This is a genomic window from Falsiruegeria sp. JB4-1, from assembly GCF_055693495.1.
The window spans coordinates 2155866-2179843 of sequence record NZ_JBVFTZ010000001.1 but is presented as its reverse complement, the minus strand read 5'-3'; the positions used below and the strand labels follow the sequence as shown (position 1 = coordinate 2179843).

Genomic DNA, 23978 nt, shown 5'->3' with positions numbered 1-23978 from the left:
CTCTTGCGCTGCCCTGCCCGCTGCGGCATGTACAGCAAATGACAGAGCGTAAAGACATCCTGTGTATCGGGTCCGTCCTTTGGGACATAATCGGACGGTCCGCCAGCCACATGCGCCAGGGCTCGGACGTGCCGGGCCGCATCACGCGCCTGCCTGGCGGTGTGGCCCTTAATATTGCCATGACACTGGCACGTTTCGGCATGACCCCAACCCTGCTGACGGCCATCGGTCGCGACCCGGAAGGTGACGAATTGATCAATGCCTGCCAGCAAATGGGCATGCGAACCGATTTGGTCTACCGCTCCGACGATCTGCCAACGGATCGTTATATGGCAGTCGAAGGGGCCAACGGTCTGATCGCGGCGATTGCCGATGCCCATTCGCTTGAAGCAGCGGGCGCCAAAATCCTTAACCCTCTTGAAGATGGCGCACTTGGCAGCCCTGACACCCCGTTCGACGGCCTTGTCGCGCTGGACGGAAACCTGACGGCGTCGCTTTTGAAAGAAATAGCCCACAACCCCGCATTCTCCGCCGCCGACCTGCGGGTTGCACCTGCCTCGCCCGGCAAGGCCGAACGGCTGCTGCCCTTTGTCAATTCGGCCCGCGGAACGCTTTATGTGAACCTCGAAGAAGCCGGGCTGCTCTGCCAGACACAATTCGACACCTCTGCTGACGCCGCGCGCGGTCTGCTGGCCCGTGGCGCTCGGCGCGCGCTGGTCACCGATGGCGGCAATGCTGCGACCGAAGCAGATGCCAACGATCTGATCAGTCAAACCCCACCCGAAGTGCTGGTCACCCGTGTGACCGGTGCCGGCGACACCTTCATGGCTGCCCATATCGCAGCCGAGGCCGACGGCGCGTCCCGCGCCGATGCCCTTGCCCGCGCGCTGCAGGCCGCGGCCACCTATGTTTCAGGAGACACCCCACTGTGATCGACCTCGTTCTATCCTCTGAAGTCCGCACTGCCAAAGACGCGGGCGCCGCCATCGTGGCACTGGAAAGCACCATCATCACCCACGGCATGCCCTACCCCCAGAACGTCGAAGTCGCGGCGCAGGTGGAACAGGACATCCGCGATGCAGGCGCGACGCCCGCAACGATCGCCGTGATTGACGGCAAGCTGCACGTGGGTCTGGAGCCTGATCAGTTGCAATCCCTTGGTCAGGCCAAGGGCGTTGCCAAACTGTCGCGCGCTGACATGGCGGCCTGTATCGCCACGGGTGGCACCGGGGCCACAACCGTGGCGGCCACCATGATCGCCGCGCATTTCGCCGGGATCGAAGTTTTTGCCACTGGCGGCATCGGCGGCGTCCACAAAGGCGCTGAGACAACCTTCGATATCTCGGCTGACTTGCATGAGTTGGCCCAAACCCGGGTGACGGTTGTCGCCGCTGGTGCCAAAGCAATTCTGGACGTGCCGAAGACGCTCGAAGTTCTGGAAACCCTCGGCGTACCGGTCATTGCCTACGGACAAGACGCCTTTCCCGCCTTCTGGTCGGCTCAATCCCCGCTGTCCGCTCCCCTGCGTATGGATGATGCAACCCAGATCGCGCAGGCCCACACAACACGCAGCGCCCTTGGCTTGCACTGGTGGTCAACTGGTGGCCAACCCGATCCCAGTGGCTGATCAGATCCCGGCCGAGGAACTGACCCCGATCATCGAAGCCGCCCAAGCAGACGCCGACACACATGGCATCACCGGTAAAGGGGTGACACCTTATCTGCTGCAACGCATCTTTGAACTGACCAAAGGTCGCTCGCTGACCGCGAACATCGCATTGGTGCGCAACAATGCCCGTCTGGCCGCGCAAATTGCACAGGATTTGATCAAGATAACCAAGTGAATTGAACAATGGCCCGCAACCCCATTGTCGGCGGGCCAAATCGTGCATAGGTTCAGCGGCGGAACGGACGGAAGACTCAATGAACACGCCTTTTGACGAGGAACCTCATCACCGCCGCCCCGGCCTCTTTGCCGGGTTGCGCGCGTCATTCCTGACGGGGATCGTTGTCATTGCTCCGGTTGGGCTGACGCTGTGGCTGTTGTGGACGGTCGTTGGGTGGTTTGACAGTTTTGTCTTGCCCTTGGTACCGCATCAGTTCCAGCCAGAGGAATACATCGGAATAAACCTGCGCGGCGTTGGCGTCATCTTCTTCCTGATGTTCACGATCATCGTAGGGTGGATTGCCAAAGGTCTGATCGGGCGTTCGCTGATCCACTTTGCCGAAGGTCTGGTTGATCGGATGCCGGTTGTGCGCTCGATCTATTCCGGCATCAAGCAAATCTCGGAAACGGTATTTGCGCAGACCGAGCGCAGTTTTGAAAAGGCCTGCCTGATCCAATATCCACGTCGCGGGATCTGGGCCATCGGCTTTGTCTCGACCGATGCCAAGGGCGAGGTCGCAGATCGCGCCGAAACCGGCGGCAACCTCGTCAGTGTCTTCGTCCCCACCACGCCGAACCCCACATCCGGTTTTTTGCTGTTCTTCCCCGAGGAGGACATCATTTACCTGGACATGAGCATCGAGGATGCGGCCAAACTGGTGATTTCGGCAGGTCTGGTCTACCCCAACGACAAAGACCCGTCGCTTCCGCCCAAGGAATAGATCATCCGAACATTTCGGACAGATCAATAGAACTGCGCTTTCCCAGATCCGCCTTGTGTGTCGACAAGAAACCGTCAGCCGCGGCGCGCCCAGCCTGCTTGAGCTTGTTCAGAACCATTGGTGTCGGCACCATCTTGGTCGCCACCGACAGCTCGGTCATCAGTTCATCATCGGCGATCATATGCACCAAAACCCGGCTCATTGTACCCTTCTTCAGCGTGCCATCTTCCAACAGCCGCTGGACAAAGTTGATCGCACGGAGTTCGCGTAACAGAGAGGAATTGAAGCTGATCTCGTTCACCCGATTGTGGATCTGCTGCGGCGTCACCGGCAATTCGTCTCGTTCCAGTGGGTTGATGTTCACCACCACCACGTCATCTGGCAAACCTGCATTGAACAACGGGAACAGCGCCGGATTGCCGGTATAGCCGCCGTCCCAATACGCCTCGCGCCGTCCGGTTTCGGGATCATCGATTTCGACCGCCTTGAACAAGGTTGGCAGACAGGCCGAGGCTAGGATCGCGTCGCTGCTGATCTCTGCCCCCTTGAAGATGCGGATCTTACCGGTGCGCACCCGTGTAGCGCAGACGAAAAGCTCGGGCCCCTCTTCCACACAGACGTTGTCGAAATCAAAAGCGTCGACCACGGATTTCAACGGGTTCACATAGAACGGCCCATAGGCATAGGGCGACACCATGCGCGACAGCGTGTCGGCCATGGAAAACGGCAGCGAATACTCCAAGGCCTGCGCCATCTGCGCGGGTTCGAAACCGCGCATCCAATTGGCCAGGCGCATGTCACCAACAGCGCCCATCTTGCCCCAGAGCCAGTTCAAAGTCTCGCGCGCGCCCTCACGCCCGCCCTTGACCATGCCTGACTTGAACGCCGCCCCGTTGAGCGCGCCCGCCGACGTGCCGGTGATCGCCGCGACCTCGACGTCCTCTTCATCCAGCAGCCGATCCAGCACACCCAGGTAAAGGCCCCGTGTGCGCCGCCGCCTTGCAAAGCCAGATTGATCCGCTTCATGAGGCCATTCCTTCACCCTTTTGAAAATACTCCGGGGAGTCGCTCAGCGACGGGGGCAGAGCCCCCATCCCCGCGTCACATCAAAGTGCGGTCCAGCCGCCGTCGACCGAAATCGTGGTCCCGGTGATCTGCTTGGCTGCATCCGAACACAGGAACGCAACGGTGCCGCCCAATTGCTCAACCGTGGCAAACTCGCGCGAGGGCTGACGCTCCAGCATGACCTTCTTGATTACTTCTTCGCGGCCCATATTGTATTTTTCCATGGTGTCAGGGATCTGTGCCTCGACCAGCGGGGTCAGTACATAGCCCGGACATATGGCATTGCAGGTGATCGGCTCTTCGGCCGTCTCCAGCGCCACGGTCTTGGTCATGCCGACCACGCCGTGTTTCGCGGCCACATAAGCCGCCTTGAACGGCGAGGCGGTCAATCCATGGGCCGAGGCGATGTTCACCACCCGGCCCCAGCCTGCCTTGCGCATCATCGGCAACGCCGCTGCTGTGGTGTGAAAGGCCGAGTTCATGTTGATCGCGATGATCGCATCCCATTTATCGGACGGGAATTCGTCAATCGGCGCCACATGCTGAATGCCGGCGTTGTTCACCAGTACGTCGCAGACACCGGCCTGTTCAATCAGCGCACGGCATTCGTCACCCTTGGACATGTCTGCCTTGATATAGCGCGCCTCAACTCCGGTCTCCTTGGCGATCTCAGCCGCCAGTGCGTGATCTTCATCCCGATCGGTGAACGAATTCAGCACAACGTTTGCGCCGGACTTTGCGATCTCCCACGCCACACCCAGGCCAATGCCCGAGTTTGATCCGGTGATTATGGCGGTTTTCCCGTTGAGAGACATGACGATATTCCCTTGCTGATCCAAAGTCGCGCGCACCCTGCCATGCTGCAGGTGCAAAGAAAACGGGGAAAAGTCACATGGCAAAAGACTGCCACTTTCAGACGTAATCCAAATTGCCTATTTTTAGGAAAGCTGATCAAAAAAAACGCCCGCGCGAAGCGGGCGTTAAGTTATTGAGGCAGGTTTCATACAGGCAAGAAACCTATCGAGCAGTGAGACCTTTATACGCAATTACCCCGCGGCATCCAAGCTAAAAGTTTGAAAAGACGCGAAACCCCAGATAGGTTAAACGTTAATAAAATAAGGCCTGAGCAGGATTGTTGCCAAAGTGCGTCCAGTTTATTTCCCAATCTTCCGCCCTCTGTTGGCGGGAATCGCAACCGTTTTTGTCACTCAGATGGCGTCGGCAGAATCGGCACATGGCATAGCTATGTATGGAGAGCCCGCTCTCCCACCGGATTTTGTGTCTTTACCTTATGTAAACGCTGATGCGCCCAAAGGCGGCCGTGTGGTGTTTGGTAACACCGGCGGCTTCGACAGTTTGAATCCGTTCATCCAGAAAGGCACCGTACCTTGGCAGATGCGGTTCTGGGGCTACGAGGGGCTGATGGGGAGGTCACAGGACGAACCCTTCTCTCTTTATGGCCTTTTGGCCGAATCGATTGAGACCGCGCCAGACCGTTCTTGGGTCGAGTTTACGCTGCGGCCTGAGGCTCGATTCTCGGACGGCAGCCCGGTCACTGTTGCAGATGTGATCTGGTCATACGAAACGTTGGGAACCCAAGGACACCTCCGCTATCGCGGGCTGTGGGGCAAGATTGCCAGCATCAAACAAACCGGTCCACGTTCTGTGCGTCTCACCTTCTCGGACCCGGACCGCGAGCTGGCGCTGGTTTCTGGTCTGCGTCCGATCCTTAAGAAAGATCAGTGGGAGGGCAAAAGCTTTGCTGATGGCAAGTTGCAAGACATCCCCATTGGGACCGGCGCCTATGTGGTCGACGACTACGAGGCCGGGCGCTTTGTGACCTTCAAACGCAACCCGGACTATTGGGCCAAGGACCTGCCGCTGCGCCGTGGCACCCGCAATCTGGATGAGATGCGGATCGATTTTTATGGCGATCAAGCCGTGTTGTTCGAAGCCTTTACCGCTGCGGCGAACTGAGCGCCGTGCGGGAATTCAACGCGGAAAACTGGTCCACCAAGTACAACTTCCCCGCCGCACAGCGGGGTGATGTGATCAAGACTGAAATCCCGCATGAGAAGCCTTCGGGCATGACCGGGTTTGTGATGAATACACGACGCCCTCTGTTCAAGGATTGGCGCGTGCGCGAGGCGCTGACGCTCGCGTTCAATTTCGAATTCATCAACGACACTATGACGGGTGGCGCGCAGCCACGCATCACGTCCTATTTCTCGGGCTCGGACTTGGCGATGCTGCCCGGTGCGGCCGAGGGGCGCGTTCTCGAATTGCTTACCCCCTTTGCCGACACCCTGCCCGCAGGCACGATCGAAGGCTACACCCTGTCCCAGAGCGACGGTAGCAGCCGTAACCGCAAGAACCTGCGCAAGGCGATCAAACTGCTGGCTGACGCGGGATGGACTGTGCAGGACGGCGTGCTGCGCAATACCCAAGGCGATCCGTTCGAATTCACCATGCTCATGCGTCAGGGAGACAGCGGAAACCTGACCGTGACTGAGATATACAGCCAGGCGCTCGCCCGTTTGGGTATCCAAGTGACCGAAGCAAAGGTCGACAATGCTCAATACACAGGAAGACTGGCTGAGCTGGATTTTGACATGACTCCGTTCCGCCGAGCCTTGTCGCTGTCCCCGGGCAACGAACAGCGGCTCTATTGGGGCAGCGATGTGGCCGACACTCCGGGCACTCGCAACTTGATGGGGATCAACGACCGCGCAGTGGATGCAATGATTGACGCGATGCTCAATTCGCAAACACATGAGGACTTTGTCGCCGCCACCCGTGCGTTGGACCGAGTGCTAACTGCCGGACGTTACGTGATCCCAATCTGGAGTTTTGACGTAGGCCGGATCGCGCATATCAAGGCGCTAAGACACCCCGACAGATTTCCGATCTACGGCGACGGCCCCAGTTACATGCCCGAGGTCTGGTGGTATCAGAACTAGAGCAAACGACGGACGTTTTAGCGAGACCAAAAAAACGGAGAACGTCAAAGCTATTCTCGGTCGAAGTGCAAAATAGTTGGAAGAAAATGCCGCACACGCAGAAGAAGATCATTTTTTGATCAACTTGCCTATTATTCGTGCGACATTTTGCGCAGTCTTCACACAGCGGTTACATTTCTAGGCTGATCAACGGGAGGAGCGTTTCTGTTACTCAATCGAGGAATGCTCAAGTATGATGAATTGGTCGGAGCTAACCCAGAACTGGGCACAAGCGTTTCCACGTGTAAAATCGCGATTTCCGCAGCTAGACGATGGGGATGCACCGTTTCTGAAACTCGACCGGTCTCGGTTCGAGGCCTATCTGGCGGAAAAGCATCAACTGACACTGACCGAAGCCCGCGAGGAGTTCGAAGATTTCTTGTTCGTGGAATCGCTGAACAAGGAACTGGATTCCTGAGCGTCACGCCAGTGACGTCACCCACAGGATCGTAGCGTCCTCATCACTTACCGAGATAACGTTGTGCCCCATGGCTGCGTCATAATAGGCGCTGTCGCCCCGACGCATTTCAACTGGCTCGTAGAATTCGGTAAATAGGCGCACAACACCGGTCAACACATACAGAAATTCTTCGCCATCGTGGCGCACCCATCCATCAAACTCTTCCATATTGCGCGCCCGCACACGGGCCCGATAGGGAAGCATATTCTTTTTTGTCAGAGTGTCGGCCAACAACTCATGCTCATAGGTGGCCGTTGCATGGGCAGCGCCATCACCGAACTTGGTCACCGCCATACGCCCGTTGATTTGATCCCGCTCGGGCGGTGTAAACAGCTGCGGTACAGAGATCTGCAACCCGACGGCCAGCTTTTTCAACGCATCATATGTGGGCGACATCTGGCCGTTTTCGATCTTTGACAGTGTCGAACGAGCAAGCCCCGCCTGCGTTGCCGCTTGTTCCAGAGTCCAGTCGCGAGCTTTGCGCAATTCGCGTACGCGTGCACCCAGGTCCAGAGGTTCTGCGGTATCTTCAACGCCCGAGTCGCGGGCGATGCGAATGATGGATTTGGGATCTCGGCCTGTCATGCGTGCTCTATACGGTGCCAAGCCTCTGCTTGCAACGCGCGGCCCATCGGGCTAGCGATTGGCATGCTTTCGATCTTTGACCAAGGGGCGTGCACGCCCTGCCCGACCCCGTTCAACCTGGCCGCCCATGTGATGCGCCATGCCGCTCAGCACCCTGACAAGGTGGCCCTTTCGGTTCTGCGCCAGGAAGGTTCAGATGATTGGAGCTTTGGCGCGCTGGAGGCCGCAATACGTGGCACTGCAACCGGCCTGCTGCAGGCAGGCATTGCACCGGGGCAGATCGTGCTTATGCGCCTGGGCAATACCGTCGACTTTCCGCTGGCTTATCTGGGCGCTATTGCGGCCGGGATCGTGCCGGTTCCGACATCATCCCAATTGACTGCGCCCGAGACCAAAAAGATGATCGACGAGCTGTCGCCCGCCGCCATCCTGCGCGATCCGGACGTCGCCTGTGCCGATCATCCATTGCAAATCGATATCGCGCAGCTGACCGCAATGCGGGATCTGCCGCCTGCCGATTATGACATGGGCGATCCGAACCGGATGGCCTATGTGGTCTACACTTCGGGCACCTCCGGGAAACCTCGCGCTGTTGCTCATGCGCATCGGGCGATCTGGGCCCGGCAGATGATGGTGGATGGCTGGTACGGGCTGACACCCGACGACCGCCTGTGTCACGCGGGCGCGTTCAATTGGACTTATACCCTGGGCACCGGATTGATGGACCCATGGGCCATTGGCGCGACCGCTTTGATCCCGGAACCCGGGACCGATCTGGGCGAAATACCGGCGCTTCTCAAAGCGCACAAAGCAACTATTTTTGCTGCAGCACCGGGGGTTTACCGCAAATTCCTCAGCTCTCCCCAGCCCCTAGATCTGCCTCATCTGCGCCACGGACTAAGCGCCGGTGAGAAGCTGCCCCGCGAATTGTACGCGAGTTGGGCCACGGCCACTGGGACCGAGCTTTATGAGGCTTACGGCATGTCTGAATGCTCGACCTTCATCTCGTCCAGCCCCGCCCATCCGGCACGAGGCGAAGCATTGGGCCAACCGCAGCCGGGTCGCAAAATCGCGATCCTTGGCCCCGATGGCCCAGTTCCACAGGGTGACGAGGGCACCATAGCCGTGCACAAATCAGATCCAGGCCTGATGCTCACATACCTCAACGCCCCGGATGAGGCGGACGCTAAGATGCAGGGCGATTGGTTTCTGACCGGGGACCAAGGAGCGATGGCCGTCGATGGGCAAATCACCTATTTGGGTCGCGACGATGACATGATGAACGCCGGAGGTTACCGTGTGTCCCCTGTAGAGGTCGAGGACGCCCTAACCAAACACCCTGGCATAACACAGGTCGGCGCCGCGCAAGTCGAGGTCAAAGAGAACACATTTGTGATAGCGGCCTTCTATACCGGCCCCGAAACGCTGGACGAAGCCGAGCTGCGCGCCTATGTCCAAGACAACCTGGCGCGCTACAAGCAACCACGTGCCTTTGTCCATCTAGAAACCCTGCCCGCAGGCGGCAACGGCAAGCTGTTGCGCCGCGCCCTGCCCGCATACTTCAAGGCCAGCTGACCATGACCGATAAAACCGTCAAGCTCGACATCCTGTCCGACCCGATCTGCCCCTGGTGCTACATTGGCAAGACCCATCTGGACAAAGCTCTGGCATCCGTGCCCGAGCATCCCTTTGTCATCGAATGGCACCCCTTTCAACTAAACCCTGACATGCCGACAGACGGTATGGACCGGCGCGAATACCTTGAAACCAAGTTCGGTGGCAAAGAAGGGGCCGTGCGCGCCTACGCTCCGGTGGTAGAACATGCCGAAAAAGCAGGCCTGTCGATCAATTTCGAAGGGATGCAGCGCACCCCCAACACGCTGGATGCGCATCGCCTGATCCATTGGGCCGGGATCGAAGGAAAACAGACTGCTGCCGTTGATGCATTGTTTAACGCCTATTTTGTCGAAACTCGTGACATTGGTGATCATGACGTGCTGGCGGATATTTCAGATGGCATCGGCATGGATGCAGCTGTGGTGCGTAAGCTTCTGAAATCAGAAGCAGATCGCGATCTGATGAAACAACGAGACAGCCATTCCCGCGAAATGGGCGTCAGTTCTGTCCCTACCTTCATCGTCGCCAATCAGCACGCAGTTCCGGGCGCGCAACCGCCTGAGTTGTGGCAAAAGGTGATCGCAGACCTCATGTCTCAAATCGAGACTTAATCCACATTTTCACACAGACCTCTGTGCATTTCTGTTGGGTGGCCCTACGCCCGCTTGCGTGATAGCGCAGGTGAGTAAGGAGTGCCCCAATGGCTGATCGCTTGTCCAAGGTAGAATTCATCGCGCTGATTGCGGTGATGTTCGCCACCATTGCTTTTTCCATCGATGCGATGCTGCCAGCCCTGCCCGAGATTGGCGCTGAGCTGAGCCCTGACGACATCAACCGTGCACAGTTGATCCTGACCTCCTTTGTGTTGGGGATGGGCATCGGCACGTTTTTTACCGGCCCATTGTCGGACACCTTTGGTCGCAAGCCAGTGTTGCTGATCGGGGCGGCGATTTATGTGCTGGCCTCAGGTCTGGCTTGGGCGGCGAGTTCTCTGGAGCTGGTGTTGGCTGCCCGCGTGTTGCAAGGCGTCGCCGCAGCAGCTCCGCGTATCGTTGGCGTAGCTATCGTTCGTGATCTGTTTTCGGGCCGCGAAATGGCACGGATCATGTCGATTGCGATGATGATTTTCACCCTGTTTCCCGCTTTTGCTCCAATGCTGGGTGCCGGGATCATATATTTTGTGGGTTGGCGCGGTATCTTTGCGGCCTTCGCCATCTTTGGGTTGGTGATCATCTCCTGGACCGGCTCTCGCTTGCCTGAAACCCTACCGGCACCTGAACGTCGCGCCTTTCGCCTGCCCCTGCTAATCGCCGCGGTTGGAGAAATGTTCCGCCATCCCACCGTGCGCCTGTCGATCCTGGTTCAAACCTTGGCACTCAGTATTCTGTTCACCATGCTCACCATGGTGCAACCGGTCTATGATGTGATCTACGACCGGGCCGAGAGCTTTCCGTTTTGGTTCGGCGCAGTCGCCCTGATTTCTGGCAGCGCAAGCCTGCTGAACGCGATGCTGGTGGTGCGTGTTGGAATGCGCCGTCTGGTAACCTGGACCCTGGGCGGACAGATCATACTGTCAGGGATCATGGTCGCGCTGACGGGCGTTGATCTGCCGCTCGACGTCGGCTTTGCCATCTTTGTTTTCTGGCAATCGACCGTCTTCTTTATGGCGGGTATGACAATGGGCAACCTACAGGCCATTGCAATGGAGCCGATGGGACACATTGCAGGCATGGCAGCTTCGGTCATTGGTGGCATCTCGACGGTTCTGGCGGCCGCCATTGCGGCTCCCGTTGGGCTGCTCTTTGATGGCTCGCTTTTGCCGTTGACCGCGGCTCTTCTGGTGATGTGCATACTTGGGTTCGGTCTGATGCTGCACATGGGACGGGTCGAAAACAGCCTGCCTGAGCTTGAACTGTTCTGAAAGACTGAATCGGGGTATGATCTCTCTGGATTTTGGGGAGAGATTTCATGAACGACTATTACAACCTCGGGCATTACACTTGCCCGATCACAACCAACAGCGCCCAAGCTCAGCAGTGGTTCGACCGTGGTTTGAATTGGACATATGGATACAATCACCACGAGGCCGTAGTTTGTTTTCGTCGTGCACTGGAACACGACCCCGACTGCGCCATGGCTCAATGGGGTGTGGCCTACGCAGCAGGCCCGAACTATAATCTGCCATGGGACCTTCTGGATGATCAGGGTCGCGGGAAGGCCCTGGCTGAAGCCTTCGACGCCACGCAAGCCGCATTGGCCGCCATTGACAGTTGCACACCCGTCGAGCAGGCGTTGATCCGTGCCCTGCCTTCCCGATATCCCCAGCGTGAGCCGGGTGAGGACATGCATTCATGGGATTTTGACTATGCCGACGCTATGCGCTTGGCCTTTGCGTCCCACCCCGATGATCTGGACTTGCGTACAATCTATGTCGAAGCCCTGTTGAACCTGACGCCGTGGAAGATGTGGGACCTGAAATCTGGCCTGCCCGCAGAAGGAGCCGCAACGCTAGAGGCACAAGACGCACTTGAAACCGCGATGCGCGACAATCCGGCCGCAATGGAACATCCTGGTTTGCTGCACCTATATGTCCACCTGATGGAAATGTCGCCCACACCGGAGAAAGCACTAAAAGCCGGTGATGTACTGCGTACGCTGGTGCCGGATGCTGGCCATCTGGTCCACATGCCAACTCACATCGACGTTCTGTGCGGGCACTATCAGAATGTGGTGCATTGGAACCAAAAGGCGGTTGAGGCCGACCTGAAGTTCTACGAACGCGAAGGGGCGTTCAACATCTACACAGGCTATCGTCAACACAATTACCATTTTGTCATCTATGGCGCACTGTTTCTGGGGCAAATGCAGCCTGCGTTGGACGCTGTGCAAGGCATGATCGATACGGTACCCGAGGATATGTTGCGCGTACCGTCCCCGCCCATGGCTGATTTCTTTGAAAGCTATATGGCGATGAAACCTCACATCTTGATCCGGTTTGGTCGCTGGCAAGATGCGGTCGAGATGGAATTGCCCCAAGATCAGGATCTGTTCAGAACTTTGACTGCCAACACGCATTACGCCCGAGCTGTAGCCTATGCCGCCATGGGCCGCGTGCCAGAGGCCGAGGCTGAAGAGCAACTATTCCTTGCAGCTAAGGACCGGGTGCCTGAAACCCGGCTTCTTCACAATAACCGGGTCGTTGATCTACTTGAAATCGCAGGAGAAATGCTCCGTGGCGAAATCGAATACCGCAAAGAGAACTATGACGCCGCATTTGCCCATTTGCGCCGCTCGGTCACGTTGGACGATGAATTGCCATATGACGAGCCTTGGGGTTGGATGCAACCCGCGCGGCACGCGCTTGGCGCACTTCTCTTTGAGCAGGGCCAAGTGACAGAAGCCGAAGCCGTCTATCGCGCAGATCTTGGTTTGGGCGGAACGCTTAGCCGCGCCAGCATTCATCCCGATAATGTTTGGAGTTTGAAAGGGTTGCTTGATTGTCTAAATGCCCGAAATGAAGCCATCGAAATCGTGCAGATCAAACAGCGACTGGATTTGGCCTTGGCGCGAGCAGACACGAGGGTTGCTGCGTCCTGCTTTTGCGCACAAGCTGCAATGGAGAATGCGTCGTGATCAGTTGGCGAGTTCAGGAAACATAAACCTATGCGGGCTGCCATTGCCCGGTCCATCGAAGAACACCTGATTTCCATTTGCAGCCACGCCTTCGATATTCAATCCGTTCTTCTGTAGCGGCTGATGAAACGATCGGCGCAGAATATTGAATTCTGCAAAAGATGGGCGCATTGAAATAGACGATGTGGTCAGAACCTCTTTGGTTCCCAGAAATGCCGGGTCAAAGGCCCCGACATAGACTTGCTCATTGTCTTCTCGCAAATCGCATTTCTGGCGAGACACCGAATGTGATCCCACCACGACAAGGTGACCGTCGACAGAAGTAATGCCTTCAACGTCAAGCTCATCGGCATCGCGTCCATCGGGTATGTTCCACAGATACAGCTTCTTAGCCGCATCAACCTGATCACCACGCACTCGAAAACTCTGGATGAATCTCACTTCGTCCGAGGCGGTGAAACACAACTCGGATGAAAGGCAATGTGCAGCACTCAGGTTTTCTGCCGCAAATGAGATAGGATCATCCTTGGAATATTCGTCGAATTACCCACGCACGACCATGGGTTGGCCAGAACCGGGCTGCGCAAATACCAGCACTGCAAGGGTCAACAACAGTGAGGACAAGGCTTTTCGCATATCAATCATCCAAAACAGAATGATCAAAGATAGCACAAAAACCTTTTCAGATCAGCTCTTTGCTTTGGCCTTCTTCTTCTCGGCGATAAGCTTTTCGGCAAGATCACGTGCGATGGCAAAAGCACCTTTGATTTTGTCGGAGTCTTTGCGCCAATCTCGACGAACAATGATTTTGTTATCCCTCACCTTGGCCAACCCATTCTGGCCTTGGATGAATTCTACCAAGCCCTTCGGAGAGCCATATTTGTCGTTGTGGAATTGAATCGTCGCCCCTTTTGGACCACCGTCGAGTTTTGAAATACCGGCGCGTTTACACATGGATTTAATGCGAACGACCAGTAGTAGCGTGTTGACCTCTTTCGGCAGCTTCCCGAAACGGTCAATCAGCTCCGCGGCAAATCCCTCGAGCTCGACCTTGGTCGAAAGCGACGAGAGGCGGCGGTACAACCCCAACCGCACGTCCAGGTCAGGTACATAGTTATCAGGGATCAGAACCGGTACACCCAGATTAATCTGCGGCGCCCATTGGTCATCGCTGTCTGCCAACCCTTCCATTTCGCCCGCCTTGATCTTGGCGATCGCTTCTTCCAGCATCGACTGATAGAGTTCGTAGCCGACATCACGCATCTGGCCCGACTGTTCCTCGCCAAGCAAGTTGCCAGCACCTCGAATGTCGAGGTCTTGACTCGCTAGAGTGAACCCCGCGCCAAGGGTGTCGAGCGACCCCAGTACGCGCAGGCGTTTTTCAGCTGCGGGGTCAAGCGCATACGCGGCTTGGTGGTGAGATAAGCATAGGCCCGCGTTTTGGAACGCCCTACGCGACCCCGAATTTGGTAAAGCTGTGCCAATCCAAACATGTCGGCACGATGCACTACCATCGTGTTCGCCGTCGGAATGTCCAACCCGCTTTCGACAATCGTGGTTGCCAGTAGCACATCGTATTTGCCGTCATAAAAGGCGTTCATCCGGTCATCAAGTTCACCCGCCGCCATCTGGCCATGGGCCACGACGTAGGTGAGCTCCGGCAACTGCTCCTTCAGAAACGCCTCGATATCGGGCAGATCGCTAATGCGAGGAACGACATAGAAGCTCTGCCCGCCGCGATAGTGTTCGCGCAACAGCGCCTCGCGGATGGTTACCGCATCGAACTCGCTCACATAGGTGCGGATCGCAAGGCGATCGATCGGTGGGGTTCCGATGATGGAAAGGTCGCGCACGCCCGTAAGTGACAGTTGCAGGGTACGCGGAATTGGAGTTGCCGTTAGGGTCAGCACGTGAATGTCACTGCGAAGCTGTTTCAGGCGCTCTTTGTGGGCAACACCAAAATGCTGTTCTTCGTCAATAATGAGCAGGCCCAAGTTGTTGAACCGCACACCTTTTGCCAACAAAGCATGGGTGCCCACCACAATATCCACTGTGCCACGCGCCATGCCATCGCGCGTTGTTTGCGCTTCCTTGCCCGAAATGAAGCGACTGAGCTGGCGCACTTCGAGAGGAAAGCCCCTGAATCGTTCCGCAAAACTGGCCGCATGTTGTCGCGCCAGCAGGGTTGTTGGCGCCACAATAGCCACCTGCACACCACTCATCGCCGCAACAAATGCCGCGCGCATCGCGACTTCGGTTTTACCAAAGCCGACGTCACCGCAGATCAACCGATCCATCGGTTGACCCGAGTGCATGTCGTCCATCACCTCGCCAATGGCGCGCAGTTGGTCGTCAGTTTCCTGATACGGGAAACGAGCGCTGAACTCTTCCCATGCATGAGGTGGCGGGTCCATGATCGGCGCCTTGCGCAGAGCACGTTCCGCCGCGATGCGGATAAGCCGATCTGCCATCTCGCGAATACGTTCTTTGAGCTTGGCCTTCTTCGCTTGCCAGGCACCACCGCCCAAGCGGTCGAGCAACCCCTCGTCATGGCCGTATTTCGACAGCAACTCGATGTTCTCGACCGGCAGATACAGTTTCGACTGTTCGGCATACTCCAGCAGAATGCACTCATGCGCCGCACCAGCGGCAGTAACAACTTCCAACCCCTTGTAGCGACCAATGCCGTGATCAACGTGAACCACCAAATCGCCGGGCGAAAGCGACTGCGTCTCGGTCAGGAAATTCTCGGCCTTGCGCCGTTTTTTGGGTGCACGGATCAGTCGGTCGCCAAGAACATCCTGCTCAGATATGACGGTCATATCTGGTGTTGTGAACCCGTGCTCCAACGCCCAGACCGCCAGAAACAGCCCACGCTGACCGATGCGTGTGCCGTCCATGGTCGGGATCGCCTCGGCAAGGCCCTCGTCCTCAATCAAACCTGCAAGACGTTCGCGCGCGCCTTCTGAGTATGAGGCCACAACCACCGGCCCCTCTCCCATGCGCGCCTTGATGTGATCGGCCAAAGCACCAAAGAGGCTGATATTTTCCTGCTGACGCTCAGGCGAGAAATTGCGCCCGATCCGGCCACCGGCGTCGATCACCCCTGGTCCAGAGGCCTGGGGCAGCGGATTGAATTGCAGCACACGGCGCTCGGCCACGGCCTCTTCCCAAGCCCTGTCATCCAGATACAGCAATTCGGGAGGGGTCGGTTTATAGACGCTGTCCATCCGCGACTTGGTCTGCATCGCGTGCTGGCGTGTTTCGTATTGGTCCGCAATGCTGTCCCACCGCGACAGACGCGCAGGTGTCAACTGATCATCCAGCGTGACAGATGCCTTTGGCAGGTAATCAAACAGCGTTTCCAGCTTTTCGTGAAAGAACGGCAACCAATGTTCAATTCCCTGATGCTTGCGGCCTGCGCTCACAGCCTCATAAAGAGGATCATCAGTGCCTGCTGCGCCAAATTCGATGCGATAGTTCTGGCGGAATCGGGTAATCGCCGCATCATCCAGAATGACCTCGCTGACTGGGGCAAGTTCGATAAGGTCCAGCTTGTCGGTCGTTCGTTGGCTGACTGGGTCGAACCGCCGCGCGCCGTCCAACACGTCACCAAACAGGTCCAGGCGTACAGGCCCACCCTCACCCGGCGGGAAAATATCGATGATCCCGCCCCGGATCGCATAGTCCCCGGGCTCCATCACGGTTGGGCTTTGGCTAAAGCCCATGCGCACCAGGAAACTGCGCAAGGCTTGTTCGTCAATCTGATAGTTAACGCGCGCGGTGAAGGCAGCATTGCGCAATACGTCACGCGAAGGAACCCGTTGCGAGGCCGCATTCAACGTCGTCAGAAGCACAAATCGTTCGGGCATCTGATGTACAAGTGCGGCCAGTGTGGCCATCCGTGCCGCCGAGATATCGGCATTGGGAGATACCCGATCGTAAGGCAGACAATCCCAGCCCGGGAAGACGAAGACGGGCATATCAGGAGCAAAGAAAGACAGCGCCGCGCGAGTGGCTTCCATCCGCTTGTCATCGCGCGCGACGTGCAAAACGGGCCCGCTGCTGCGTTGCACCTCGTTCAGGATCAGTTGCGCGTCATAACCTTCTGGGGCGCCACCTACGGTGATATGGTTTTGTGTGTTCATCTCCAGAAATCCCTATCTGCAGATTACCCAAGAACGCCGATAGACAGGTTTTGGTACATGCCAAACAACGCGGTAAAGAAAATTGAGATCATTCCGATAATCTGAGTGTAGATCCGACAACGAACCAAGCGTTTTGACAGATCAGCCCCTTGCAGTTCTTCTCTGCGAATTCTGCGCGCGGTCGTCAGGTTCACAAGACCCACAAGCGATAGCGGAAACCCCAACAGAAACAGAGCTTGCGCAAATTCCACCCAGTAATAAAAGCCCAGAACGGCGAGTGCAGACAGTAGGAAACAGACAAGTCCCAACAGCCACAATCCTGAAACTTCAACAACATAGAGGACACGATTAACGTTCACCCGCGTGATATCTTGCAGATCAACGGCTGCCTGACCTCCAACGCGGCGCGCACGTAGTACCATGTCGAATGGCACACCCAAAATCCAGTGGCTGGCAGAAGACCACACAACCGCCAGGGCAATCCAAAACCACAGGTTCGAGAAGCTCCGCATATCGATGAGCTCGAATATCGAGGAATACCAATTCAACTACCTTGCCCCTGTGCTCGCGGTCCATGTTCGTGACTTATCGGCCAATCGCGGCCATTGGTACTCTTGAAGACCGAAGCATTTCCATGCCACCCAATGGGCAATTGTGCAAGGAGTCCGCGCCATGAAACCGACGATTGCCCCCTATCCGGCTGCCCGCGCCCGCAGAACCCGCCAGTCCGAAGCCATTCGCGGCCTCGTGCGTGAGAATGTTTTGACCGTCAACGACATGATCTGGCCGGTTTTTGTACGTGATGGTGAAGGGATCGAAGAGCCCGTACCCTCGATGCCCGGTGTAGTCCGACGCTCGGTTGACCTGATCGCCAAGGCTGCAGTCGAAGCGCAGGCGCTTGGCATTCCCGCGATCTGCATCTTTCCTTACACAGACGCCAGTTTGAAGACCGAGGATTGCGCCGAAGCGTGGAACCCCGACAACCTTTCAAATCGCGCCATTCGCGCAATCAAAGCCGCGGCTCCGGACATCGCTGTGATGACCGACGTGGCTCTGGACCCCTACAACATCAACGGTCACGACGGGTATGTCGAAAACGGCGAGATTGTAAACGACCGCACAATCGAGGCTCTGGTGAAAATGACACTGGCACAAGCGGATGCAGGCGCCGACATCATCGGACCCTCGGACATGATGGACGGGCGGATCGGAGCGATGCGGCGGGCTCTTGAAGGGGCCGGTCATCACAACGTCATGATCCTGAGCTATGCCGCGAAATACGCCAGTGCCTTTTACGGACCCTTTCGCGATGCGGTCGGGGCCTCGGGCGCACTGACTGGGGATAAAAAGACCTATCAGATGGATCCCGCCAACGGCAACGAAGCCCTGCGGATGATCGAACGCGACCTGACCGAGGGCGCGGATATGGTCATGGTCAAGCCCGGCATGCCCTATCTGGATATCTGCCGCCGCGTAAAAGATGGCTTCGGTGTGCCGACCTATGCCTATCAAGTCTCCGGCGAATACGCGATGGTGCAAGCTGCTGCTCAGAACGGTTGGATCGATGGTGACAAAGTCATGCTGGAAAGTCTGACAGCGTTCAAACGCGCGGGCTGCGACGGCGTTTTGACTTATTTTGCGCCTAGAGTGGCCCAAATTTTACAGGGATAGAGGGCAATTTTAGACCAAATTCACGGCGACAACCCGCCGAAAGCACGCTGCCCCCGTGACAGCGAGCAACAATCCGCGTAAAGTCGCGGCAAGACCGGAAAAATCCGGCTTAATCAGGCAAAAATACAGAGAAATGACATGAGCAGTTCCATCACATCCCGCGCAAACCCGCGCGTTTCGCGTCGCGGCTTCGGCCTTGGCTTGGCTGGATTGACCGTTACAGCCGCTTGCGGCAACGGTGTCGGCAACAACAATGCAGCAACGATCGACGCGCGCGTGGATTCGACGCTGAACGAAATGTACAACCAGTTCCCCAACACCATTGAGATCGCCAACAAAGCCTCTGGCATGCTGGTGATGCCTCTGCTGACCGAAGCCGGCTTTGTTTTTGGTGCAGGCTATGGTCAGGGCGCATTGCGGATCAACGGTGTTTCGGTTGACTACTATTCAGCCGTGAAAGGCAGTGCCGGGTTCCAGATTGGCGCACAACAATACGCCCATGTTCTGTTCTTCATGACCCAGGACGCGCTGAACGAGTTTCGCCAATCCAGCGGATGGTCGGCTGGCGCCGACCTCGAGTATGTGGTCAGCGATCAGGGCGATTCCCTGGCAGCGGATACGAACACTCTGCGTTCGCCAGTTCTTGCGGCCGTATTTGGCCGGGCCGGTCTGCGAGTTGGCGCAACTCTGGAAGGTACAAAATACACGCGTATCATTCCTTGATACCGATCACCGCCCGAAAACAAGTACTGACTTTGCAGGGCCTGCTGTTACGGCAGGCCTTTTCCCTGTCCACGCCATGAATTAGGGTGCCTCCGTATCGCCCATCCAAACCTTTTGCGGGATCTTCATGGCTCTTCTGTTTCGTTGGCTTCTGCGCATTGCCGCCGGTTTGATTGCACTGGTGGTGGGAGGCGTGGTGCTGGTCTATTTTCTAGCCAGCCAGTCTTTGCCCGAATACAATCAAACGGTCGAGGTTCAGGGGCTCGGTGCCCCGGTCGAAATCGTTCGCGACAACGCCAACGTGCCTCACATCTTTGGTCAAGACGATCCAGATGTCTTTTTTGGTATGGGCTATGCTCATGCACAGGATCGGTTGTGGCAGATGACCATTTTCCGCCGCACAGTGCAGGGTCGGCTGTCAGAAGTGTTTGGTGAGCGCACAGTACGCATCGACCGCTTGATGCGCCGCCTCGATCTTTATCGTCTAGCTTTGCAGTCAGTTGAGGTTCAGGACGACTATACCAAGGACGCATTGCGCGCCTATGCCGCGCGGCGTCAACGCCCGTTTGGCCGAGATAAACCGGGAAGCACTGGGTCGCGGAGCACCCGAGATGTTCTTGTTCAATGCCCCGATTGCCCCCTGGCAACCAGGCGACAGCCTGGCCATCATAAAGCTGATGGCCTTGCAATTGACCGGTCATCTCGAAGAAGAAGTTCTGCGCGCCCGCACTTCGCTAATGCTTAATGACCCTGACCGGCTTCTCGACATCCTGCCCGATATCCCCGGCACTGGAGTGGCCGCCCTGCCGGAGTACGCCCAGCTTTTTCCCGACGTTCCCCGCTATGCGGAGGGGCCCTCAATGCCAGTTTCCCCCTGTCGCCATTTCCAAAGCGGGGGCTGTCCGGGGCGTCGAACGCATGGGCCGCAGACCCGACACGTTCGGCTGCCGGTGGAACCTTGCTGGCCAACGACCCTCACTTAGGGTTTGCCGCTCCATCTACCTGGTATCTGGCGCGCCTCGAACTTCAAGGCGGTGGTGTGATCGGTGCCGAGCATACCTGGGGTGCCATCCATCTTAATCGGACGCAGCAATAAGATGGGATGGGGCCTGACATCGTCTTACATGGATGATCAGGATCTATTTATCGAGCAGTTGAATTCCCAAAACCCTGAAGAATACCTGACCCCTGACGGCTTCAAACCCTTTGACACTCGACCGTCGATTATTGAGATTAAGGATGCCCCCCATCACGCTGACTCTGCGCTGGACAGAGAACGGCCCGGTCTTGCCCGGAAGCATGTATGACCTGGCAACTGTAACTCCTCCTGGCCATGTGGTCTCGCTGAGTTGGACGGCGTTAAGTCCCAAAGACACCTCTCTGACTGCATCCATGGGTTTGATGCGCACCTCGACCGTGCGCGATGCCATTCGCACCGCAGAAAATTTCGTGGCGCCTTCCCTGAACCTAACTGTGGCCGACGGCGAAACCGTTGGTTTGAAGATGATTGGCGCAATGCCACGACGCGACACGCGCAATCAGGGTAAGGGCCGCCTGCCCTCGCAAGGATGGCGCGACGAAAACAGATGGCTGGGACGTGCGCCTTATGCCGCCAATCCGCAATTCATCAGCCCGCGCGGAGGCCTGCTGGGCAATACAAACAACAAATTGGTCGAGCGCCCGTTTCCAAACCATGTTTCGTACTCATGGGGAGACACACAACGTGTCAATCGATGGCAGCGCTTGATGCAATCGCGTCAGGTACATACTCGCGATAGTTTCATCGAAGCTCAATTGGATCCGGTTAGCCCCACCGCTCGAACTCTTTTGCCGCTCATCGGGGCTGATCTTTGGTTCACGGGTCAGGCTGCTCCCGACGGCACGCCCGAGCGTCAACGTCAGATTGCCTTGTCGCTTCTGGCTGAATGGAACGGTGAAATGAACGAACATCTGCCAGAACCGCTTATCTATGCGGCCTGGTTGCGCGCGTTGCAAAATCGGCTGATCTCCGATGAATTGGGCCCGCTGGCAAAAGAATTCAAGCATGTGGAGCCCCTGTTCATCGAACGTGTTTTTCGCGACGTCGATGGCGCGTCAGCCTGGTGCAATGTCCGCCAGAGTGCTCCGGATGAAACCTGCACGGAAATGGCGCACCTTGCTTTGGATGACGCCTTGGTATGGATTTCGGACCGATACGGTACAGCACTCGAGTCCTTACGTTGGGGGGATGCGCATCAGGCAACCCATGATCACCCAACTCTGGGTAAAGCGCCTGTCCTGCGGTTTTTTGTGAACATTCGGCAATCCACCAGCGGCGGTGACAACACGTTGCAGCGGGGCCGGACATCTGGCGAGGATCCCAATCCGTTCTACAACGTGCATGGTGCAGGGTATCGTGGCGTTTATGACTTTGCCGATCCTGACAGTTCGGTCTTTATCACATCGACCGGGCAATCAGGCCATTTCCTGTCTCGCCACTATGACGACATGGCGCAGCTTTGGCGGCGCGGCGAGTACATCCCGATGTCGCTGGACTCCGAACTTGCGCGCGCAGCCGCCGTTGGGGTGACTGTCCTACACCCTGCGCCATAGACGTAACGCTGTCATTTCGCGTAGGCTTCCCCAAATGGGAGAGATACACGATGGCAACTGCGCAAGACATCTTACAAAAGCTGGCGCGGGACTATGCGCTGGCCTGGAGTTCCGGCGAACCCGAAGCTGTGGCCTCCTTTTACGCCGTTGACGGCGAAATCGTGATCAACCGCGGGGATCCCATCAAGGGCCGGGCTGCCGTCGCTGAAATGGCCGCAGGGTTTTATGCAGAGTTCCCAGATCTTGAAGTGCGATGTGATCTGATGCGAAAGGCCGGATCGCATGCCGTGTTTATCTGGACGCTAGAGGGGCACCATGCCGAAACCAAAAACCACGTCGTCGTTGGCGGTTGGGAGGAATGGGACCTGAATGACGAGTTGCAGGTCGTGTCGTCGAAAGGCTGGTTCGACGCTGACGAATACCAAAGGCAAATCGATGGGGCCTAAAGCCGAGGCCCGGATGCGTGGAGCGTTCGCAGGTCAATTGTCCTGCGGCAAACTAAAGTGACGTCACCTTATGAGCCATGATCGAACCGAATGGTCGCCCCGTCTGGAATGAAGCCGGTTTTGGTCGCACCATACCGTTTTCATCCAGAGCGTTGGTACCTTTGATTTCCAAAAGTGGTGGACGATTCAGGTTTCCCGATGTTCAAGCTATTCACACGCGCTTGATGCTCGAGCCAGAACCCAATCTACTCCACGCAAATAGTCCTGCACAGTCAGCGGGTTGTTTTTGCCTGCGGAGGCCGAAAGCACAAACCCGTGGGTGTAATCGATCAACAAATGCAATAGGACGTCGCCCGGATCGCCGTTGGCCAATGCCTGTGTGTTTTGCCTAAGTTCATCCGTTATTTGAACAAGTTCATCACTCATCAATGAGATGTCGTCCAAAATTGCCCGCAACAGGTTGGCATGTTGAAGGGCTCGTGCGTAATACGAAGCTAAAATTCTTCGTGCCAAACCCCGAGGATCGCTGCCTTCTACGTCTGTCAAAGTACCCCTAAATGCAGTCCTGACAAGATCTGCGACCAAGGCATGCTTGCTTCCCGAATGATAGTTTATTGCCATCGGGGTAACGTCCAGACGTTGTGCAAGCACCCTGAATGTCAGGGCGTCGATCCCGTCCTGTTGAATGATCGGCATTGCTGTCTGAAGAATGAGTTGCTTCGATAGTCGCTGTTTCGATTTGTGAGGCCGCCCTGCGGCAGACTTGGGCGTCATGCACCTTTCACCCGGTAAACCAGGTCAACCGCCCCAGAAGGGAAACCCTGGGAAGACATGAGTTCGAGGTCAATATCGCCGTTCAGTTCTCCGAAGATGCGAATGCCTTCTCCAATCAAAATTGGGATTATGGAAACTTTGATGTCGCGAATAAGCCCTTCCTTAAAAAACGACTGAATGATCGCACCGCCGTCAACATAAACACGGGCGAAACCGCGTTTGGAAAAATCTGCCCAAAGTTCTTTTGGATGTGCCGTTGAAAACTCCACTTTGTCATGTAGTTCCACCGGAATGTCGTCCTGGGTCATTGATCGACTAAGCACGACAACCGGTTTGTTGTATGGCCATTCGTCAAACCCAAGCACAGTCTTGAGCGACCCGGTTCCCATAACCAGAACATCAATGCTGTCCATAAATTCAAAGAAACCGTGGTCCTCTGCTTGGGTCGGCTGTTTCATCAGCCAGTCAAGCGAATGATCCTTTCTGGCAACGAACCCATCCAAAGTCATCGCCATCATAATTTGTCCGATCGGCATCTTGGATCCCCTTACTTGAATATTTATACAACGTATAATTTAAAGCGCACAGGTGTTCAAGCAAGCCCCACCGAGCCGCTAGCGCCTGACTTACACAACCTGAAAATTCGAGACGTATTTTA

General features: G+C 56.7%; 16 protein-coding genes and 6 pseudogenes. 13 read left to right on the top strand and 9 right to left on the bottom strand.

Features of this window, described 5'->3' with window-relative positions; translation table 11 throughout:
- Positions 1-38: 38 nt before the first annotated feature.
- The 3 genes and pseudogenes from ACZ1HE_RS11150 to ACZ1HE_RS11140 all read left to right on the top strand — a co-directional run bounded on the left by ACZ1HE_RS11150 (position 39) and on the right by ACZ1HE_RS11140 (position 2607).
- Positions 39-932 (top strand): PfkB family carbohydrate kinase, encoded by an 894-nt coding sequence (locus ACZ1HE_RS11150; protein WP_472620810.1) that lies wholly within the window; start codon positions 39-41, stop codon positions 930-932.
- Positions 929-1844: pseudogene (locus ACZ1HE_RS11145) on the top strand (pseudouridine-5'-phosphate glycosidase). The gene ACZ1HE_RS11150 and the pseudogene ACZ1HE_RS11145 overlap by 4 nt, the downstream one beginning before the upstream one ends.
- A gap of 79 nt (positions 1845-1923) precedes the next feature.
- Positions 1924-2607 (top strand): DUF502 domain-containing protein, encoded by a 684-nt coding sequence (locus ACZ1HE_RS11140; protein ID WP_472620809.1) that lies wholly within the window; start codon positions 1924-1926, stop codon positions 2605-2607.
- Position 2608: 1 nt separating this feature from the next.
- Here ACZ1HE_RS11140 and ACZ1HE_RS11135 read toward each other — a convergent pair.
- Together ACZ1HE_RS11135 and ACZ1HE_RS11130 are read right to left on the bottom strand one after the other, a co-directional pair.
- Positions 2609-3633 (bottom strand): annotated as a pseudogene (locus ACZ1HE_RS11135) (patatin-like phospholipase family protein).
- A gap of 80 nt (positions 3634-3713) precedes the next feature.
- On the bottom strand, positions 3714-4487 hold the full coding sequence (locus ACZ1HE_RS11130) for a 3-hydroxybutyrate dehydrogenase (RefSeq protein ID WP_472620808.1): 774 nt from the start codon (positions 4485-4487) through the stop codon (positions 3714-3716).
- Between the two features lie 328 nt (positions 4488-4815).
- On the opposite strand from ACZ1HE_RS11130, the pseudogene ACZ1HE_RS11125 reads away from it, so the two are divergent.
- Together ACZ1HE_RS11125 and ACZ1HE_RS11120 are read left to right on the top strand one after the other, a co-directional pair.
- Positions 4816-6632: pseudogene (locus tag ACZ1HE_RS11125) on the top strand (extracellular solute-binding protein).
- Between the two features lie 232 nt (positions 6633-6864).
- Positions 6865-7089: a hypothetical protein gene (locus tag ACZ1HE_RS11120; protein WP_472620807.1), complete on the top strand. Its 225-nt coding sequence runs from the start codon at positions 6865-6867 to the stop codon at positions 7087-7089.
- Between the two features lie 3 nt (positions 7090-7092).
- On the opposite strand, the gene ACZ1HE_RS11115 is transcribed toward ACZ1HE_RS11120, so the two are convergent.
- A complete protein-coding gene (locus tag ACZ1HE_RS11115) occupies positions 7093-7716 on the bottom strand; it encodes a helix-turn-helix domain-containing protein (protein WP_472620806.1) in 624 nt (207 codons plus the stop codon).
- Positions 7717-7779: 63 nt separating this feature from the next.
- On the opposite strand from ACZ1HE_RS11115, the gene ACZ1HE_RS11110 reads away from it, so the two are divergent.
- The 4 genes from ACZ1HE_RS11110 to ACZ1HE_RS11095 all read left to right on the top strand — a co-directional run bounded on the left by ACZ1HE_RS11110 (position 7780) and on the right by ACZ1HE_RS11095 (position 12966).
- Entirely contained in the window at positions 7780-9291 is a 1512-nt protein-coding gene (locus tag ACZ1HE_RS11110; RefSeq protein WP_472620805.1) for a class I adenylate-forming enzyme family protein, read from the top strand.
- A gap of 2 nt (positions 9292-9293) precedes the next feature.
- Positions 9294-9944: a DsbA family oxidoreductase gene (locus tag ACZ1HE_RS11105; RefSeq protein WP_472620804.1), complete on the top strand. Its 651-nt coding sequence runs from the start codon at positions 9294-9296 to the stop codon at positions 9942-9944.
- 89 nt (positions 9945-10033) lie between these two features.
- Positions 10034-11254 (top strand): multidrug effflux MFS transporter, encoded by a 1221-nt coding sequence (locus ACZ1HE_RS11100; protein WP_472620803.1) that lies wholly within the window; start codon positions 10034-10036, stop codon positions 11252-11254.
- Positions 11255-11301: 47 nt separating this feature from the next.
- Positions 11302-12966 (top strand): hypothetical protein, encoded by a 1665-nt coding sequence (locus ACZ1HE_RS11095; RefSeq protein ID WP_472620802.1) that lies wholly within the window; start codon positions 11302-11304, stop codon positions 12964-12966.
- Here the strand turns inward: ACZ1HE_RS11095 and ACZ1HE_RS11090 are convergent, their stop codons facing one another.
- The 3 genes and pseudogenes from ACZ1HE_RS11090 to ACZ1HE_RS11080 form a co-directional block, all read right to left on the bottom strand.
- On the bottom strand, positions 12967-13461 hold the full coding sequence (locus ACZ1HE_RS11090) for a DUF3616 domain-containing protein (RefSeq protein WP_472624445.1): 495 nt from the start codon (positions 13459-13461) through the stop codon (positions 12967-12969).
- A gap of 192 nt (positions 13462-13653) precedes the next feature.
- A pseudogene (gene mfd / locus ACZ1HE_RS11085) lies at positions 13654-17114 on the bottom strand (transcription-repair coupling factor).
- 23 nt (positions 17115-17137) lie between these two features.
- Complete coding sequence (locus ACZ1HE_RS11080; RefSeq protein ID WP_472620801.1) at positions 17138-17662, bottom strand: component of SufBCD complex; 525 nt, start codon at positions 17660-17662, stop codon at positions 17138-17140.
- A 124-nt stretch (positions 17663-17786) separates the two neighbouring features.
- Between ACZ1HE_RS11080 and hemB the strand changes: the two genes are divergently transcribed.
- From hemB to ACZ1HE_RS11060, 4 genes and pseudogenes are all read left to right on the top strand, one after another.
- Positions 17787-18785: a porphobilinogen synthase gene (gene hemB, locus ACZ1HE_RS11075; protein ID WP_472620800.1), complete on the top strand. Its 999-nt coding sequence runs from the start codon at positions 17787-17789 to the stop codon at positions 18783-18785.
- A 138-nt stretch (positions 18786-18923) separates the two neighbouring features.
- Positions 18924-19508 carry a lipid-binding SYLF domain-containing protein gene (locus ACZ1HE_RS11070; RefSeq protein WP_472620799.1) on the top strand — a complete coding sequence of 195 codons (585 nt, stop codon included), beginning with the start codon at positions 18924-18926 and terminating at the stop codon, positions 19506-19508.
- Between the two features lie 127 nt (positions 19509-19635).
- Positions 19636-22100, top strand: a pseudogene (locus tag ACZ1HE_RS11065) (penicillin acylase family protein).
- 50 nt (positions 22101-22150) lie between these two features.
- The gene (locus ACZ1HE_RS11060) at positions 22151-22546 is read left to right on the top strand and encodes an SgcJ/EcaC family oxidoreductase (RefSeq protein ID WP_472620798.1); all 396 of its coding nucleotides are present in this window, start codon (positions 22151-22153) and stop codon (positions 22544-22546) included.
- A 207-nt stretch (positions 22547-22753) separates the two neighbouring features.
- On the opposite strand, the gene ACZ1HE_RS11055 is transcribed toward ACZ1HE_RS11060, so the two are convergent.
- The 3 genes and pseudogenes from ACZ1HE_RS11055 to ACZ1HE_RS11045 form a co-directional block, all read right to left on the bottom strand.
- Positions 22754-22972 carry a hypothetical protein gene (locus ACZ1HE_RS11055; RefSeq protein WP_472624611.1) on the bottom strand — a complete coding sequence of 73 codons (219 nt, stop codon included), beginning with the start codon at positions 22970-22972 and terminating at the stop codon, positions 22754-22756.
- Between the two features lie 159 nt (positions 22973-23131).
- A pseudogene (locus ACZ1HE_RS11050) lies at positions 23132-23320 on the bottom strand (TetR/AcrR family transcriptional regulator); the annotation flags it as partial.
- Positions 23317-23856 carry a dihydrofolate reductase family protein gene (locus tag ACZ1HE_RS11045; RefSeq protein WP_472620797.1) on the bottom strand — a complete coding sequence of 180 codons (540 nt, stop codon included), beginning with the start codon at positions 23854-23856 and terminating at the stop codon, positions 23317-23319. The gene ACZ1HE_RS11045 and the pseudogene ACZ1HE_RS11050, both read right to left, overlap by 4 nt.
- Positions 23857-23978: the final 122 nt, after the last annotated feature.